The organism is Streptomyces ossamyceticus (assembly GCF_001418475.1).
GTDB lineage: Bacteria > Actinomycetota > Actinomycetes > Streptomycetales > Streptomycetaceae > Streptomyces > Streptomyces ossamyceticus.
In genome coordinates this window covers 1-16341 of record NZ_LIQX01000687.1, presented here as the reverse complement: position 1 = coordinate 16341, position 16341 = coordinate 1, and the positions used below count along the sequence as shown (strand labels likewise).

16 protein-coding genes and 1 pseudogene are annotated in these 16341 nt (G+C 72.8%); 8 read left to right on the top strand and 9 right to left on the bottom strand.

The genetic code is table 11. The annotated features are described in order from the left end of the window. Positions 1-1204: pseudogene (locus tag AOK15_RS47925) on the top strand (lipopolysaccharide biosynthesis protein); the annotation flags it as partial. Between the two features lie 18 nt (positions 1205-1222). Here AOK15_RS47925 and AOK15_RS36670 read toward each other — a convergent pair. Beyond that, complete coding sequence (locus AOK15_RS36670) at positions 1223-2638, bottom strand: GH39 family glycosyl hydrolase (RefSeq protein ID WP_055522889.1); 1416 nt, start codon at positions 2636-2638, stop codon at positions 1223-1225. A 112-nt stretch (positions 2639-2750) separates the two neighbouring features. Here AOK15_RS36670 and AOK15_RS36665 point away from each other — a divergent pair, with 112 nt between their 5' ends. Continuing rightward, positions 2751-3845: a DUF5925 domain-containing protein gene (locus AOK15_RS36665; protein WP_055522887.1), complete on the top strand. Its 1095-nt coding sequence runs from the start codon at positions 2751-2753 to the stop codon at positions 3843-3845. A 103-nt stretch (positions 3846-3948) separates the two neighbouring features. Next, positions 3949-4716, top strand: a complete 768-nt coding sequence (locus AOK15_RS36660) for a DUF72 domain-containing protein (RefSeq protein ID WP_055522886.1) — start codon at positions 3949-3951, stop codon at positions 4714-4716. A gap of 17 nt (positions 4717-4733) precedes the next feature. Here the strand turns inward: AOK15_RS36660 and AOK15_RS36655 are convergent, their stop codons facing one another. Then, positions 4734-5102, bottom strand: a complete 369-nt coding sequence (locus AOK15_RS36655) for a GntR family transcriptional regulator (RefSeq protein WP_055522884.1) — start codon at positions 5100-5102, stop codon at positions 4734-4736. A gap of 118 nt (positions 5103-5220) precedes the next feature. Here AOK15_RS36655 and AOK15_RS36650 point away from each other — a divergent pair, with 118 nt between their 5' ends. Both AOK15_RS36650 and AOK15_RS36645 read left to right on the top strand, forming a co-directional pair. Beyond that, positions 5221-6150, top strand: coding sequence for a GNAT family N-acetyltransferase (locus tag AOK15_RS36650; RefSeq protein ID WP_055522882.1), 930 nt, complete (start codon positions 5221-5223; stop codon positions 6148-6150). Beyond that, on the top strand, positions 6131-6631 hold the full coding sequence (locus AOK15_RS36645; RefSeq protein ID WP_055522881.1) for a ribonuclease FAU-1 family protein: 501 nt from the start codon (positions 6131-6133) through the stop codon (positions 6629-6631). Before AOK15_RS36650 ends, AOK15_RS36645 begins: the two co-directional genes overlap by 20 nt. A 37-nt stretch (positions 6632-6668) precedes the next feature. Here AOK15_RS36645 and AOK15_RS36640 read toward each other — a convergent pair whose 3' ends face one another. After that, positions 6669-7340 carry a class I SAM-dependent methyltransferase gene (locus AOK15_RS36640; protein ID WP_055522879.1) on the bottom strand — a complete coding sequence of 224 codons (672 nt, stop codon included), beginning with the start codon at positions 7338-7340 and terminating at the stop codon, positions 6669-6671. A gap of 138 nt (positions 7341-7478) precedes the next feature. Here AOK15_RS36640 and AOK15_RS48425 point away from each other — a divergent pair, with 138 nt between their 5' ends. Further along, positions 7479-7613: a hypothetical protein gene (locus AOK15_RS48425; protein ID WP_258193464.1), complete on the top strand. Its 135-nt coding sequence runs from the start codon at positions 7479-7481 to the stop codon at positions 7611-7613. Positions 7614-7628: 15 nt separating this feature from the next. Here the strand turns inward: AOK15_RS48425 and AOK15_RS36635 are convergent, their stop codons facing one another. Then, positions 7629-8090, bottom strand: coding sequence for a GNAT family N-acetyltransferase (locus AOK15_RS36635; protein ID WP_055522877.1), 462 nt, complete (start codon positions 8088-8090; stop codon positions 7629-7631). Then, positions 8087-8857: a dienelactone hydrolase family protein gene (locus AOK15_RS36630; RefSeq protein WP_055522875.1), complete on the bottom strand. Its 771-nt coding sequence runs from the start codon at positions 8855-8857 to the stop codon at positions 8087-8089. The genes AOK15_RS36635 and AOK15_RS36630 overlap by 4 nt, the downstream gene beginning before the upstream one ends. Positions 8858-9137: 280 nt before the next feature. Here AOK15_RS36630 and AOK15_RS36625 point away from each other — a divergent pair, with 280 nt between their 5' ends. Continuing rightward, on the top strand, positions 9138-10247 hold the full coding sequence (locus AOK15_RS36625; protein ID WP_055522873.1) for a lytic polysaccharide monooxygenase auxiliary activity family 9 protein: 1110 nt from the start codon (positions 9138-9140) through the stop codon (positions 10245-10247). Positions 10248-10345: 98 nt separating this feature from the next. On the opposite strand, the gene AOK15_RS36620 is transcribed toward AOK15_RS36625, so the two are convergent. Both AOK15_RS36620 and AOK15_RS36615 read right to left on the bottom strand, forming a co-directional pair. Continuing rightward, the gene (locus AOK15_RS36620; RefSeq protein WP_055522871.1) at positions 10346-11215 is read right to left on the bottom strand and encodes an esterase/lipase family protein; all 870 of its coding nucleotides are present in this window, start codon (positions 11213-11215) and stop codon (positions 10346-10348) included. Positions 11216-11390: 175 nt separating this feature from the next. After that, the gene (locus AOK15_RS36615) at positions 11391-11837 is read right to left on the bottom strand and encodes a MarR family winged helix-turn-helix transcriptional regulator (protein ID WP_055522870.1); all 447 of its coding nucleotides are present in this window, start codon (positions 11835-11837) and stop codon (positions 11391-11393) included. A gap of 94 nt (positions 11838-11931) precedes the next feature. Here AOK15_RS36615 and AOK15_RS36610 point away from each other — a divergent pair, with 94 nt between their 5' ends. Next, positions 11932-12306: a cupin domain-containing protein gene (locus AOK15_RS36610; RefSeq protein WP_055522868.1), complete on the top strand. Its 375-nt coding sequence runs from the start codon at positions 11932-11934 to the stop codon at positions 12304-12306. Positions 12307-12320: 14 nt separating this feature from the next. Here AOK15_RS36610 and AOK15_RS36605 read toward each other — a convergent pair whose 3' ends face one another. Both AOK15_RS36605 and AOK15_RS36600 read right to left on the bottom strand, forming a co-directional pair. Beyond that, positions 12321-13289, bottom strand: coding sequence for a DNA polymerase Y family protein (locus AOK15_RS36605; RefSeq protein ID WP_055522866.1), 969 nt, complete (start codon positions 13287-13289; stop codon positions 12321-12323). After that, a partial coding sequence (locus AOK15_RS36600; RefSeq protein ID WP_055522864.1) for a DNA polymerase III subunit alpha occupies positions 13286-16341 on the bottom strand: 3056 nt, incomplete at its 5' end. The genes AOK15_RS36600 and AOK15_RS36605, both read right to left, overlap by 4 nt.

Here is a 16341-nt window from a genome sequence, read left to right as displayed (position 1 = left end):
CGTCCTCGTCCTGGTCGGCCGCTGCGAACTGCGCGGTCTGCCCCTCCTGTTCGCCGTCCTCGTCGCCGTCTGGGTGGGCTTCCTCGCCGAGCCGTACTGGTCTGGCCACTTCGACGAACTCTTCGGTGGTGTCGGCGGCGTCGGCGGGAACGTCACGTCCTCGGTGTCCGGCCGTATCGGCGAGGGAAGCTCCACGCACAAACTCGTGCTGTACGCGCGCGTGGCCCTGGCCGGCCTGGTCATGCTGCTGGCCTGCTACGGCTTCCTGCGCCGCCGCTCGAACAGGTACCGCGAACGCTCCCTGCTCGTCCTGACCTTCGTGCCGTTCCTCGGCTTCGGGATGCAGTCGTACGGCGGCGAGATGGCCCTGCGGGTCTTCATGTTCGCCCTGCCGGGTGCCGCGCTGCTCGCCGCGCTCGCCCTGTTCCCGCGCTCCGGCGCGACCACCGAGGAACGCGCCAGGGACCGGCGGAGCCTCGCCCCGGCGGCCGCCCTCGTGGCGGGCCTCGTCCTCATCGGCGGCTTCCTCGTCGCCCGTTGGGGCAACGAGCCCTTCGAGCGCGTCCGCACCGGCGAGGTCGCCGCCATGGAGTACGTGTACGCCCACGACGAGCCCACCGTACGGCTGCTCTGGCTCAGCGACGACCCGGTCGAATCGGTGACGCCCGCGCTGCCGTGGGGCGCCCGGGACATGGAGAAGGTCGAGTACGTGCCGACGCTCGCACCGGTCGACCCGGTCCTGGTGTCGGGCCTGGTCAAGTCGCTCAAGGACGCGGGCCCGCACTCCTACCTCATCGTCAACCGCGGCCAGGCCACGTCCCTCCAGCTGGACTCCGGCTACCCCCCGAACTGGGATGCCCGGCTCATCCGCAACCTCGACGCGCGCAAGGAACTCAAGAAGGTCTTCGCCGACGAGGACGCGACGATCTTCGCCCTGCGCGGTCAGACGGGTAAGGCCCCCGCGCCCGATCCCGGACCGATCGGCCCGCAGGTGACCTGGACCCCGTGGTCCGTGGTCGGCGGTCTGGCGACGATCGCCCTGATCGTGCTGCTGACCACCCGCGAGGTGGTACGCGTGGCGGCCCGCCCGAGCGTCCGGCAACTCCGCTGGCTGCAGGGCAGCTTCTGGTTCAGCCTGCCGCTGCTGGCCCTGCTGCTCGCGTCACTGGTGCAGCGGTTCCTGACGATGGGGGGTGCCCCGTAAGGGGACTGAGGAGGGGGCTCACCGCTTGAGCCACCGCACCTCGTACGCCCCCATCTCGAACCGCCGCCCGTCGATCTTCGCGCTGATCTTCCGGTCGAGGGTGTTGACCACGAGCACGGCGTCGTCGTCGGCCAGCACCCGTACGTTCGGCCGGTCGTCGGCGGCCACCGACACCGTCTCGTACTTCGTGCCCGGCGGGAACTCCGCGCCGAACCGGGCCAGCAGGTCGTACATGGGCAGCGCCCTGCCGCCGTCGCTGGTGTCGGTGGGGGTCCACAGGCATCCGGGGCACTCCCCGCTCTTCTCCTCCGGGTTCCAGTAGAACGCGGAGGTCGCGCCGCCCTTCGCCATGCCGATCAGCCCGGCGGCCTGCACGGCGACCCGCCGGGTCTCGGACCAGCCGCGGCGGTCGTCGTTCGCGTCGGCGGGCTCCACGTAGTACTCGGCCCACCACAGCGGCAGCCCCGGAGAGCGCTGCCGCACCCACTCGCTCACCGCCGTGAACTTCTCCGTGGCCGCGAACTCGTCCGGCAGCAGCTCGTCGTCCGCGGTGTAACTGGAGCCGTCGACGACCACGAAGTCCGCGCCCGCCCTGTTCTTGTCCCAGTAGTCGAAGGCATCGAGGATCCGCTGGTCCATGGCGCCCCAGGGGCCCTTCAGGGAGGTCGACGCGTCCTGCTTCTGCCGGGGGTCGAGGCTGTCCATGACGAGGTAGGGACCGCCGACCATGAGGTCCTTGTCGACCTTCTTCAGGGCCTTGTACACGAGGTTGTACAGGCGGGTGTAGCCCTCGTAGTCCCAGCGGGCCTCGGCGTCGTTCCAGAAGCCCTTGAACTCGTTCCAGACGACGAAGTGCCGCACGTCCGGGTAGCGCCGGGCGACGGTCGCGGCGAGGTCGGCGAAGTCCTGGAAGTGCTCGGGCTCGGGCGCGGTCTCCAGGGAGGACTGGCTCCAGTCCGTGTCGCCGGCCCCGGACTTTCCGCCCTTCATCCAGTCGGGTGCGCAGCACAGGGTGACGACGGGCGTGCCGCCGGTGGCGCGGACGAAGTCGATACGCCGGTCCATCTCCTCGAAGTCGTAGCGCCCCTCGACCGGTTCGGGGTTGCCGGCGCCCCAGCCCATGATGTGCTGGATCTGCGGCAGGGGCCGCTCACCGAGGCGCTTCTCGACGCGTTCGACGGCGGCCCGGCTGCCCTCGTCCGCGCTGAACTGGGTGTGGGTGAAGCCCCAGCCGACCTCGGGTCCGAGGTCGGCTGGCGGGACGGCGGGCGTGCCGTGCACCTTGTCGCCGTCGCGTGAGGTGCCGGCGGTGCCGCCGTCGCCGGGCAGTGTGTTGAGCAGGGTCACGATCAGGGCCAGCACGGCCGCCCCCACGCCGAGGAGCGCGGTGAGCCGCCACCGCCGGTCCCCCGAATTCCACCCATGCCGTCGCATCATGGGCAACAGTAACGGCGCGGGGCGGCGGTGGGGGAGGTTCCGTCACCGACAACCGACTCGCCACGCAAAGCGGATGCACTGCGAGCCCTCCGTGACGGATCATGGCGGCATGTCTGCGAACCCACACGACGCTCTGCCGATCCGGCTCAACGTCGACGACAGCGACTCCCCGTCCGATGTCGTCGACGCGCTGTTCCTCGGCCGCTTCGCGACGGGCGAGCAGCCGTACGCGCACGCGGCGAACATCGACCGGGTACGCACCGGGGTGACCCTGCTGCCGCCGGGCGCGCGCGTCCTGCGCGTGGCGCGGGACGACGACCGCAGCGCGACCCTCGCCGAGGGCGACGGCTGGACGCTGCTGGTGTCCCGCTGGAACCGGGGCGCGGACGTCACCGTGACGGCGACCACCGCCGAGCTGGCGGAGAAGGTGCTGGGCGAGGCCACGGACGGCGCGGCCGACGAGCCCGAACCGCAGCCGGAGAACGTGACGATGGGCTTCTGGTACGTCTCGCCGCGCCGGGGCCCGCACCGTACGACGCGGCAGATCTCGGCGGGCACCTGGGAAGAGGTGCGGCCCAACTACACGGCGCCGGTGGCGGACGCGATGGACCGTCTGATGAAGACGACTCCGGAGGACATCGCGGGCCGGCTCCTGCTGCTGCACGGTCCGCCCGGCACCGGCAAGACCTCCGCCCTGCGGACGCTGGCCCGCTCCTGGCGGGACTGGTGCCAGGTCGACTGTGTCCTGGACCCCGAGCGCCTCTTCTCCGACGTCGGCTATCTGATGGACATCGCGATCGGCGAGGAGGACGCCACCGGCAAGGGCCGCTGGCGGCTGCTCCTGCTGGAGGACTGCGACGAGCTGATCCGCGGCGAGGCCAAGCACACCGCCGGCCAGGCGCTGTCCCGGCTGCTCAACCTCACCGACGGCCTCCTCGGCCAGGGCCGCAACGTCCTGGTCGGCGTCACCACCAACGAGGACCTGGAGCGGCTGCACCCGGCCGTCGTCCGCCCCGGCCGTTGTCTCGCCCGGATCGAGGTCGGCGCGCTGACCCGCCAGGAGGCGGTGAGCTGGCTCGGCACGGACGAGGGCGTGGGCCGCGAGGGCGCGACCCTGGCCGAGCTGTACGCCCTGCGCCGGGGCACCTCGCCCACGTCCCTCCCGGAACCGCGCGGCGGCGCGGACGCGGGGCTGTACCTGTAACCGCGGCCCGGCCGCCGGGTGCCGCGGGGCCTTGGGACAGTCGGCCGGCCGGTGCCTCGGAGCTTTGGGTGTCGGTCCGGCGTCCGGGTGCTTTGATGGAGATATGACCCTGTTCGTCGGCACGTCGGGGTGGCAGTACAAGGACTGGCGTGGCGCCTTCTACCCGGAGGGCTGCCCCACCCGCCTCTGGCTGGAGGAGTACGCGGCGCGTTTCGCCACGGTGGAGAACAACAACGCCTTCTACCGGCTGCCGTCCCGCGAGACCTTCGAGGCCTGGCACGACCGGACCCCGCCGGGCTTCGTCGTCGCGGTGAAGGCGAGCCGCTTCCTGACCCACATCAAGCGACTCAAGGACCCCGAGGAACCCGTGGAGCGCCTGATGAGCCGCGCCGAGGGCCTCGGGGACCGGCTGGGTCCGGTCCTCCTCCAGCTGCCGCCGACCCTCCGCGCCGACCCGCCCCTCCTCGACGCCTGCCTCGCGCGGTTCCCCGCCGGGACACGCGTCGCCGTGGAGCCCCGCCACGAGTCGTGGTGGACCGACGAGGTGCGCGGCGTCCTGGAGGCCCGCTCCGCCGCCCTGTGCTGGGCCGACGTCCGCTCCCGCCCCGCGACGCCGCTGTGGCGCACCACCGACTGGGGCTATGTCCGCTTCCATGTCGGCCGCGCCCACACCTGGCCCCACTACGGCCGCCAGGCCCTCACCACCTGGGTCCACCGCATCGCCGCCACCTGGCCCGACAGCGCCGACGTCCACGCCTACTTCAACAACGACCCCCACGCGGCGGCCGTGCTGGACGCCATGACCTTCGCCCGGGCGGCCCGCAGAACAGGGCTGACGGTGACGAGAACCCCGGAGCGGCTGCCCGGCTGACGCCCCCGCCGGGCCGCTCAGTCGCCATAGACCGCCCGCAGGGCGTCCCGGACCGCCGCGAGGGCCTCCGCCTCGCCGAGGCCCAGACGCCGCGCCCGCTCCGCGTACCCCGCGGCGGCCGTCGCCGCCTCCTTCTCCGCGGCCGACCCGGCGGCGGCCACGAACGTGCCGTTGCGTCCCCGTGTCTCGATCACCCCGTCGGTCTCCAGCGCGCGATACGCCTTGGCGACGGTGTTGGCCGCGAGCCCGAGTTGCTCGGCGAGCCCCCGCACGGTCGGCAGCCGGTACCCCACGGGCAGCGCCCCGGACCGGGCCTGCTCCGAGATCTGGGCGCGCACCTGCTCGTAGGGCGCGCCCCCCTCCACGATGCGAATGTTCAAGGTCACGCGGCGATTGTCCCGTACGCACCGGCCTTGGTCGTCGCACGCCCGCCGGAAACGTCGTCGCACGCCCGCCGGAAATTCGGAGGCGACCGGCGACACCGTCCGCGTACCGTGCGACCCCATGACAGTGATCGTGCGCGACCTCCGGACCGCGGATCCCTCGGACACCGGGGCCTTCGCCGACGTACGCGGGCGCGCCCTCCCCTTCCTGGTCAGCACCCCCGAGGCGGTCGTCCACGAGGCCACCCACGCGGCCCCCGAGGCCCATGCCGGGCGTCTGGTCGCGGAGGCGGACGGAGAGGTCATCGGGACCGCGCAGCTGGGCATCGCCCACGAGAGCCCGGTACCGGGTCAGGGCTACCTCAACGTGTATGTGCACCCGGAGCGCGTGCGCCGGGGCGCGGGCTCCCTGCTGGTGCGCGCCGCCGAGGAGCGGCTCGCGGCGGCGGGGGCGAAGCGGCTGTTCTCGTGGGTGCTGGACACCCCGGACGACCGGGCGTTCGCCGAGCGGCGCGGCTACACGGGCAGCAGGTCCGCGCACTTCCTGCGGCTGGACCTCACGACCGGGACCCTGCCCCCGCTGCGGGAGCCGCCGGCCGGCGTGGAGCTGCGGACGGTCGCCGACTTCGCCGACGACCCGCGCCCGTTGTTCGCGCTGGACGCGCAGACCACGGCGGACGAACCGGGCGATGTCGGGGCCGAGTTGGACGACTACGAGCAGTGGCTCGCCGGGACCTTCCGCCATCCGCTGCTCGACCACGCGCTGAGCACGGTGGTCGTGGTGGACGGCACACCGGCCGCGTTCACCGCGGCCCGCACGGACGGCGGGACCCGCTACTCCACCGGCATGACGGGCACGGCCCGCGCCTTCCGCGGCCGGGGCCTGGCGAAGCTCGCCAAGAACGACTCCCTGCACCGCGCCCGTGCCGCCGGCTACGCGGAGGCGTTCACCGGCAACGACGCCGGGAACGGGCCGATGATCGCGATCAACAAGTGGTTCGGTTACGAAGTGTGTGCGACGGAGGTACGCCATGTCCGGGAACTCGACTGAGCCGACCGGCGAGTTGGAGGTCGTCCTGCTGAAGGCGGGGCGCACGAAGATCCGTTATCCCGCCCGGCTGCTGGGCGACGACGGCGTCCGGGTCGTCGTCAGCGCCGACTGGGCGAGCCCCGGGGTGCGGGACTTCGGCTTCGTGCGGTTCGAGCCCGGTGACGTCTTCACCGAGTACTACTGGCGCGACCGGTGGTACGCCGTGAAGGAGGTTCGCGACGCGCGGGGCGGCCTGAAGGGCTGGTACTGCGACATCACCCGTCCCGCCGTGCGGTCCGGCGGGGAACTCGTCGTCGAGGACCTCGACCTGGACCTGTGGCGCTCCGCGGACGGCACGGCCGTGGTGCGCCTGGACGAGGACGAGTTCGCGGACAGCGGGCTCCTGACCACCGACCCGGAGGCCGCGGCGGCGGCCCTGGCCGCGCTGGACGAGCTGGAACTCCTCGCGGAGGAGGGCGGCTTCACGGCCCTGCTGAGCTGACCGGGAGACAAACGGGCGAGGACACACGCCCGGCGGCTCAGAGGTCCGCGACCACCGCGTACCGCTCGTCCTCGGCCTGCTTGCCCCACAGCCGCGCGTCGTCGTCGAGCCGGACCACCGCCGCGTCGGAGACGAGCGGCGCGAGCAGCCCGCGCAGCCGCTCGGCGGGTATCCCGACCGGGCTGAGCGTCCCCCACACGCCCTCGACGAGCACGAGGCGTCCCCGGGGCCGCAGCAGCCCGCACCAGTGGCGCAGAGCGCGGGCCGGGTCGGGCAGGGCCCACAGGACATGCCGGACGAGGACGACGTCGAAGCGCTCCTCGCCGACAGGCGGTGCCGTCGCGTCGCCGACGAGGAACACGGCCGGGTGCCCGGCGAGTTTGGCGCGGGCGCGGCCGACCATGGCCGGGGAGGAGTCCACGCCGGTCACCCGGTGCCCCTGTCCGGTCGCGAGGAGCGACAGGCTGCCGGTGCCGCAGCCGAGGTCCAGGACGTCGGCGGGGCGGCGCGGCAGCCAGTCCCGCAGGCGGGCCGCCCACGCCTCCCGGACGACGGGATCCCGCAGGCCGTGATCGGGTTCGTCGTCGAAAACGGCTGCCTGCGCCTCCCAGTCGACGGGCCGGGGCGGGTCGTTCGGCACGGACTTCTTCGCGGAGTTCTTCGCGGTTTCGGGGCTCCGGGAGGTTTCACCGTCGTCGATGTTGGTCATGCCGCCAGAGTGACACCTGCCACTGACAGCCCCGAGGGTGACAGCCGCCACTGACACAGCACGACCCGATGAGTAACGCTCCCGGAAGAGGTCTACCTCCGTGAAATCGCGGAACACGGTAGACGCAAGGAGGCAGCCATGCGCCGTACGACCGTGCAGAAGCCCCTGAGGAAGTCCGACTCCCGCCGGGTGCGGGAAGAAGCCGACGAGCGCCCCGTCGAGCGCCGGGAAGTGCGGAAGGACATCGCGCGCACCTGGTGGCCGGACGGCTGACCCCGCCCCGGCCCCTCAGCCGAGCCGCTTGCGGTAGTGGATCCTGTCGTAGGCCCCCTCCACCCGCCGCTCCACGACCTCATATCCGAACCTCGGATACATCTTCCGGTTCTCCCACATCATCGCGTTCGTGCAGAGCCTGATCTCGGGCAGACCAAGAGCACGCGCGTGCGTGTCCACGAAGTCCAGGAGCCGTCGCCCGACGCCCCGTCCGTGGGCGTCGGGGTGGACGGCGATGACATCGAGGTACAGGTGGTCGTCGTGTGCCTCGACGACCACCAGGCCGGTCACGGGGTCGCCGGTCACGAAGACGCGGCCCGCGGCCACGTTCGCCGCGTGGTCCGCCTGCATGGGCCGCGGTACGAGCCCTATGCGTTCGATGTAGGGCCGGAACGCGGCGTCCGTGACGGCCCGCACGGCGTCGACGTCCGCGAGCACCGCCCTTCTGATGCCCTCGCCGACCGTCCCGTCCGTCATGAGCGGGGGCGCCCGACGGTGCGGCCGAGCAGGTCGAGCAGGGCCGTCCAGTGGCGTTCCGCCGCCTCGGCGTCGTAGGCGGCGGTGTCGGCCTGGGTGTAGCCGTGGGGGGCTCCCGCGTACACCTCGGTGCGGTGGGTGACGCCCGCCTCGTCAAGCGTCTTGTCGAGCAGCTCGATCTGCTCCGGCGGCATGGACGAGTCGTTGTCGGCGTACCCGAGGTACACCTCGCCGGTGATGCGGTCCGCCGTCAGGTGCGGGCTGTCCGGGGCGTCGGTGGCCAGCCGGCCCCCGTGGAACCCGCCCACGGCCGCGACCCGCTCCGGGAAGGCGCCCGCGGTGCGCAGGGCGAGACCGGCGCCCATGCAGTAGCCGGTGACACCGACGGGCCCGTCCGTCGTGTGCGGGCTGTCCGCCAGCCATGTGAGGTAGGTCTCGGCGTCCCGCACCGCCAGGTCCGGTGTCAGCGCCAGCATCACGGGGAGGATCCGGTCCCACAGCTCGGGGCGCGCGCCGGGGTCGATGAAGTCGGGCAGGTCGAAGACCGGGGTGCGTCCACTGCGGTGGAAGACATTGGGCACAAGGACCGCGTAGCCGGCCGCTGCCAGCCGGTCGGCCATCGCCCTCAGGTGCGGCCGCAGTCCGAACGCGTCCATGTAGAACAGCACCGCGGGGTGCGGGGCGTCGTCGTCGGGACGGACGAAGTAGGCGTCGGCGGTTCCGTCCAGGGTGGGGATGTCCACGGTCGTTCCCCGTACGTCGGTCATGGGTGCTCCTCTTCGTCACTCCGACCAGTCGTCAACCGGTCGTCAACTGTCGTAGGCGGTCGTATTGTTCCGCGCCCGGGTAAGAACGGGATCATCGACGGCTCCGCGGCCACTCTTTCTGAGCCCTCGGTTAGCCCATCCTTAACGCGACCATAAGGATCTCCCGCACCCGCCCTCAGCAGGCGATGTCGCGGTTCCCTGGGGCTAGTTTGCTGATCGACCGGAAACCCGGCCCGCCCGGTGGACCCGGAATCCCGGAACCGCTTCGAGGAGTACCGCCATGCCCGCTGCCCGCCGCGCGGCCGCCGCGTTCGTCACCGCCGGTGTCGTCGGTGCCGCCCCGTTCGCCCTGACCGTGTGCGCCGCCGGGTCCGCCGCGGCGCACGGTTCGCTGGGCGACCCGGTGAGCCGGGTGGCGCAGTGCTACGCGGAGGGCCCCGAGAACCCTCGGTCGGCGGCGTGCCGGGCGGCGGTCGCGGCCGGGGGCACACAGGCGCTGTACGACTGGAACGGCGTACGGATCGGCGATGTCGCCGGCCGGCACCAGGAGCGCGTACCGGACGGGGAGTTGTGCAGCGCGGGGAACGAGGCGTTCAAGGGCCTCGACCTGGCCCGCGCCGACTGGCCGGCGACGAGCGTGCGCCGCGGCTCGTACACGTTCGAGTACCGGGTGACCGCGCCGCACAAGGGGACGTTCACGGTGTACGTCACCAAACCCGGGTACGCCCCCTCCCGGCCGCTCGCGTGGGACGACCTGGATCTCGCGCACCCGGTCGCGACATCCACCGACCCGGCCGCGTCAGGCGGCTTCCAGAGGTTCTCCGGGACGCTCCCGCGGCGTTCGGGCAGACATCTGCTGTACACGGTGTGGCAGCGCTCGGACAGCCCGGAGGCGTTCTACTCCTGCTCGGACGTCACCTTCAGCGGCACAGGCACAGGCACAGGCACAGACACAGACACAGACACAGACTCCGGCTCCGGCTCCGGCTCCGGCTCCGGCTCCGGCGGCGAGACGTCCGCGCCGCCGAGCGCGCCCTCCGACGAGCAGATCGCGGACGGCGCGGACAAGTCGACCGTCGAGCACGGCGGCCACGGTGACGACGACGCGGCCACGACGACGGACCCGACCCCGGCCAGGTCCGCGAAGTCCTCCGCCGGGGCGGACGCCGAGGACACGTCCGCCAGTTCGGCGGACGGACCGGTCGACGGCGGTGACGCACCCGGCGCGGCGGAGCCCGCCGGCGCCCGGGAGAACCTCGCCGAGACGGGTGGGGACGACGTGACCCCGTATGTGGCGCTCGGCGGCGCGGCGGTCCTGGCGGCGGGATCCTCGCTGCTGTTCGCCGCGGCCCGCCGCCGTGCGGCCAGGGGCGGCCGGCACGGCGGCTGACGGACTCCGGGGCCTGCCCGGCGGCTCAGGCCGGACAGGTCCCGGCGGTGTACGTCCGGGTCACCCGCGCCACGGGTGACCCGGCGTGTGTGCACGTGTCAGCCGAGGACCGACAGACAGGTCGTCGGAGTGGCGTGGGCCGGGTCGAGGGCGTTGGTGACCTCGTGGAAGGCGATGCGGTCGAGGAGCCCGATCGCCGCGTGCTCGGAGAGGTCGGCGGCGCACAGGTCCTGGATGACGACGTTGCGTACGTTCGGGCCGTCGAGGAACTGGGACCGGTAGGGCGTGACGACCTCGTCGTACTTGGTGGCGAGGACCGTGTAGGTGACGCCGGGCACGGTGTCGCCGCCAGCGTTGAGCTTCGTCAGGAACGGGGAGCCGACGACCTGGTCGGCGAGGGCGGGTGTGGCGGTGGACAGCAGATCGCCCGCGCCGGGGAAGTAGTCGAGGAGTTGGGTGAGGCCGCCCAGCGTGGTGCCGTGGTTGGAGGGGGCGATGCCGATGAGGGCGTTCACCTCCGCCGCCCCGCCGAGGAACTTGAGGTAGTAGCGGGGCATCATGCCGCCCTGCGAGTGGCCGACGAGGTCGACCTCGGCGGCACCGGTCGAGGCGAGCACCTGGTCGACGAAGGTGTCGAGCTGTCGCGCCGACTTGTCGATCGGGCCGAGGCCGTTGAAGAAGGGGACGCCGGGGAGCTGTCCGTAGTCGAGCGAGTAGACGCAGTACCCGCGGTTGACCAGGTACGGGGCGAGGCCCAGCCAGTTGTCGACGGAGTTGGCGAACGTTCCGTGGACGAGGACGACGGGGCGGGGGTGGGCGCTGGACGGCTTGCACGCGTGGTCGTTCCAGCCACGGCTGGAGGTGGCGGCCGTGTCGGCGGCCGCGGCGGAGGTGGCGGGGACGGTGGTCGCCGCGGCGGCGAGGAGCAGGGCGGCCAGCGGTCCGATCAGGCGCTTCCAGGGCAGCATCGAGTGATCTCCTTGCGGCTCAAGGGACGTGCGACGGCGTTCGCCCTGTGATCCGGATCACGAGGATGCTGTTCTTATCCAGCCAAGTTACGGGCGGGTAGTAAAACTGGGAAGTTACGCGTCAGTAAAAACTTCAAGCGGTGCCCGTGGACGCTGATATAGGACGGCTAAACCGTCACCAGGCGGGCCGGATGGGGCCACAGGGGGCGATGCGCGCCAACTGTTCACGCAGCGCCCGCACTTCCGCTTCCCCGCCGAGCGCGCCGCTCCACCCCTCGACCACCTCGGCCGCCGCCTCCTCCGCGGCCCGGGTGCAGGCCCATCCCCGCTCGGTCAGCACGACCAGCCGGGCGCGGGCGTCACGGGGGTGCGGCCGGCGCTCGACGTACCCCTTGGCGACCAGCTCCTCGACGAGCTGACTGGCGCCCTGCTTGGTCACTCCGAGATGACGGGCGAGTTCGGTGACCGTCGCGCCGTCCGGGGCGAGCCGGGTGAACGCGAACCCGTACGCGGGCCGTCCCTCGAAGCCGCGGGCGACGACCCCGTCATGGATGCGCTGCGTCAGTTCGCCCGCGACCGCGAGCAGGGCGGCGGTGAGCCCGAGGGCCTCGGAGTTCTGCATGACGGCATTGAAACACCCTTGACGAATTGGTCAAGCTGCTTGACTATCGATTCATATAGTCAAGCTGCTTGACCATCTACTCAGGAGGCCACCCATGCCCGTAGTCCGTTCGTCCGACGCCGTCGCCCATGAGATCCACGGCGCCCGTTTCGTCTCGTACGCCACACCCCGCACCGGCAGCAGGGAACTGGCGGCCTGGCGGGGGGAGATCCCCGCGGGCACCAAGGCGCCCGCCCACACCGTCACCAAGGAGGAGATCCTCCATCTGCTCGACGGGGAGCTGCTGGTCACGCTCGACGGCCGCACCGAGCGCGTCGGGGCGGGCGACACCCTGATCATCAACGCGGGGGCGACCCTCACCGTGGAGAACCCGACGGCACAGACCGCCGTCACCTGGGTCACCACCTCCCTGGGCCTGGAGGCCGAGTTGGCCGACGGCACGCGGATCGTGCCGCCGTGGGCCAACTGACACCCCGGCGGGTGTCACGCCGCCAGCGTCCCCGGCAGGATCGCGCGCGGGCCGAACTTCGCCCGCGCCCGGTCCGCGACCTCCTCGATCCGGCGGAGCTTGTCGTCGACGGGGTCGAAGGCGAGCTGGTGGGAGGCCTCCTCGGCCGGGGTGAGCCCCTCGGCGCGCAGGGCGATCGCGCGGACGCGGGCGCGCTGGAGACCGAGGGCGCCGTACATCCCGTAGGCGGCGCGGGTGAGTTCCGGCGAGTGGGCGGTCGGCTCCGGGAGGGTGCGGGTGCGGGTCGTCGAGGACCGGTCGGCGTAGCGGACGGTGAGGGTGAGGGTGCGGCACACCTTGTCCAGGGCGCGCAGCCGGGAGCCCAGCTCCTCGGCGTCGAGGAGCAGCGCGCGGCGGTGCCGGTCCGGGTTCAGCTCGTCGTGCGGGAAGGGGTGTTCGGCGGCGAGGGACCGGGAGACGGCGTTGGGGACGACCCGGCCGCGGTCGACGCCGTTCGCCTTCTCGTGCAGTTCGCGGCCGGTCCGTGCGCCGACCAGGCGCTGGAGTGTGGACAGGGGCGCGGCGGCGACCCGGCCGAGGGTGTCGAGGCCGTACTCGCACAGGGTGCGGGCGGTCGCGGCGCCGACACCGGGCAGCGCGGCGACGGGCCGCTCGGCGAGGAAGTCCACGACCAGGCCCTCGGGGACCGCACACGGTTCGCCGGGCTCGGCCTGGCCCAGGGCCATCCGGGCGAGCAGCGGTCCGGGCCCGGCGCCGATCACACAGTCGATGCCGTACAGCGCGAGGGCACGGACCCGGATCAACCGGGCCAGCTCCTCGGCGTCCCGGCCGAAGTACCGTTCGGCGCCCCGCAGATCGGCCAGCGCGCCGTCGGGCGGCAGCGCCTGGACGACCGGGGTGAGGTCCTCGAGCAGACCGAGCAGCCCGAGCAGGGCGGCCTCGTACTTCGGCGGCAGCTGGAAACGTACGCAGAGGATGGTCATCCCGCACTCCCTGGGCTCTGGTGCCACAACTTCCGTACTTTCGAGGGCTCTTCGCCCGCGGGCCGCAGATCGGCCCACGGGTGCATCTCGTAGCCGGTGGGCAGCTGGATACGGCGGCCGTGCGTCGGGTCGCCGCCGCTCGGGGGCGCCGGCTCCGCCAGTCGCGGGGCGACCGCGTCGAGGCCGCCCTCGCGCCGCAGCTCCACCAGCTCGGCGAGGTTCCAGGCGGCCGACCCCACCACACTGAGGCTGCGCGGGCCACGCCGCTGCACCACTCCGCGCACCAGCAGCAGCCAGGAGTGGAAGACGGTGTGGGCGCACGCCTCGTGGGAGTCGTCGAAGAAGGCGAGGTCGACCAGGCCGGTGCCGTCGTCGAGGGTGGTGAAGACGACCCGTTTGCCGGAGCGGATCGGCGGGGTCTGGGTCGCCGCCTTGGCGCCCGCGACCAGCACCGTCTCCCCGTGGCGGGCCTCCCGCAGCCGCCGCGCCGACACCACGCCCAGCTCGTCGAGGAACGCGCGGTGGTCGTCCATCAGGTTGCGGGAGACGTCCATCGACAGCACGCCCAGCTCGGCGCTGAGCCGTTCCGCCGAGGAGAGGTCGGGCAGCCCGGCCGGGGCGGTGCCGCGGCCGCCGGACAGCGGGAGCTGTCCCCCGCCGCCGCCCATGCCCCGGGCACCCCGGTGCAGTTCGGTGAGGTGGAGCTGCAGATCGCGCCGGTTGGCGCCGAAGGAGTCCAGCGCGCCGACCTGGGCCAGCCGCTGGGCGAGCGGACGGCTCGGCCGGGCCCGCTCCCAGAAGTCCAGCAGCGAGGCGTACGGCTGCCCGTCCGCGATCCGCGCCGCCTCGGCCTCGCTGATGCCGTGCACATCGGACAGGGCCAACCGCAGCCCCCACCGGGCAGGCACCTCCGAGGTGGGCCTCTCCGACCCCCTTGATTCAGACACCAGTTCGATACGGTGGGCGGCCGCCGACCGGTTCACGTCCACCGGAAGGATCGGCACTCCCCGCCGCCGCGCGTCCGCCAGCAGCAGCCGCTTCGGGTACATCCCGGGGTCGTGGGTGAGCAACCCCGCGTAGAACGCCGCCGGGTGATGCGCCTTCAGCCACGCCGACTGGTACGTCGGCACCGCGAAGGCCACCGCGTGCGCCTTGCAGAAGCCGTACGAGCCGAACGCCTCGACAATCTCCCAGGTCCGGGCGATCGTGTCGGCGTCGTACCCCTTCGCCGCGGCGTGCTGCGCGAACCACACCCGGATCCGCCCCTGCGACTCGGGGTCGGAGAGCCCGCGCCGCACCCGGTCCGCCTCGTCCCGGCCGCAGCCGGTCATGAGGTGCACGATGTCGATGATCTGCTCGTGGAAGACGACGACGCCGTACGTCTCCCGCAGCGGCGCCTCCAGATCGGGGTGCGGGTAGCGGACCGGCGCCCGTCCGTGCCGGGCCGCGATGAACGGCCGCACCATGTCGGCGGCGACCGGACCGGGCCGGAACAGGGAGATGTCGACCACGAGATCGTGGAAGGTCGACGGCTGGAGCCGCCCCACCAGGTCCCGCTGGCCGGGCGACTCGATCTGGAAGCAGCCCAGCGTCTCGGTGGACCGGATCAGCCGGTACGTGGCCGGGTCGCCCTCACCGCGCTCGAAGTCGAGCGCGTCCAGGTCGACCCGCTCCCCCGTCGCCCGCTCCACCTCGGCCACCGCGTGCGCCATCGCCGACTGCATCCGCACGCCCAGCACATCGAGCTTGAGCAGCCCGAGGTCCTCGACGTCGTCCTTGTCGAACTGCGACATGGGGAACCCCTCGCCGCTGGTCGGCATCACCGGCGTACGGGCGAGGAGGGAGGAGTCGGACAGGAGGACCCCGCAGGGGTGCATGGCGACCCCGCGCGGCAGGGCGTCGAGGGACTCGACCAGCTCCCACAGCCTGCCGTACTTCTCCTTCTCCCCCGCCAGCTTCCTCAGCTCGGGCAGTTCCTCCAGCGCCGCGCGGGCGTCGCGGGCCCGGATGTGCGGGAACGACTTGGCGATCCGGTCGATGTCGGCGGGGTCCATGGACAGGGCCGCGCCCACGTCGCGGACGGCGTGGCGGACGCGGTACGTCTCCGGCATCGCCACCGTCGCGACCCGCTCGGCGCCGAAGCGGCCGATGATCGCGCGGTAGACCTCCAGCCGGCGCGCGGACTCCACGTCGATGTCGATGTCGGGCAGCACCACCCGGCGCCTGGACAGGAACCGCTCCATCAGCAGCCCGTGCTCGACGGGATCGGCGTGCGCGATCCCGAGGAGATGGTTGACGAGGGAACCCGCGCCGGAACCCCGCGCGGCGACCCGGATGCCCATCCGCCGTACGTCGTCGACGACCTGGGCGACGGTGAGGAAGTAGGAGGCGAAGCCGTGGTGGGCGATGACGCCCAGCTCCTGGTGCACACGTTCCCAGTAGTCGCGCCGGGTGTCGTAGCCGAGCCGCAGCATGCCCGCCGCCGCCCGTGAGGCGAGGACGCGCTGGGCAGTGCGGCGGCCGGCGCCGACGAGGTGCGGCTCGGGGAAGTGGACGGTGCCGAGGCCGAGGTCGTCCTCCGGGTCGACCAGGCACTCGGCGGCCGTGGCGCGGGTCTGCTCCAGCAGGCGGTACGCGGTGTCCCGGCGGTAGCCCGCGGCCTCGACGATCCGTTCGGCGGCGGCCAGCATGGCACCGGCGTCCTTGAGCCAGGCCTCCCCGGAGTCCAGCTCGCCCCGGGGGTCGACGGGGACCAGCCGGCGGGCCGCGTCCAGCACGTCGGCGACGGGACCCGTACCGGGGTCGGCGTACCGGACGGCGTTGCTGAGCACCGGGCGGATCCGCTGCTCGGCGGCGAAGCCCACGGTCCGGGCGGCCAGCCGCAGCGAGCCGGGGCCGGTGCCCTGGCGGCCGTGCCACACCGTCTCCAGCCGCAGGGCGTCACCGAACCGCTCCCGCCAGGGGCCGAGGAGCTTCGCGGCACGGTCGGGGCGCCCGGCGGCGAGCGCGCGGCCCACATCGGAGGCGGGGCCGAGCAGCACGGTCAGGCCGT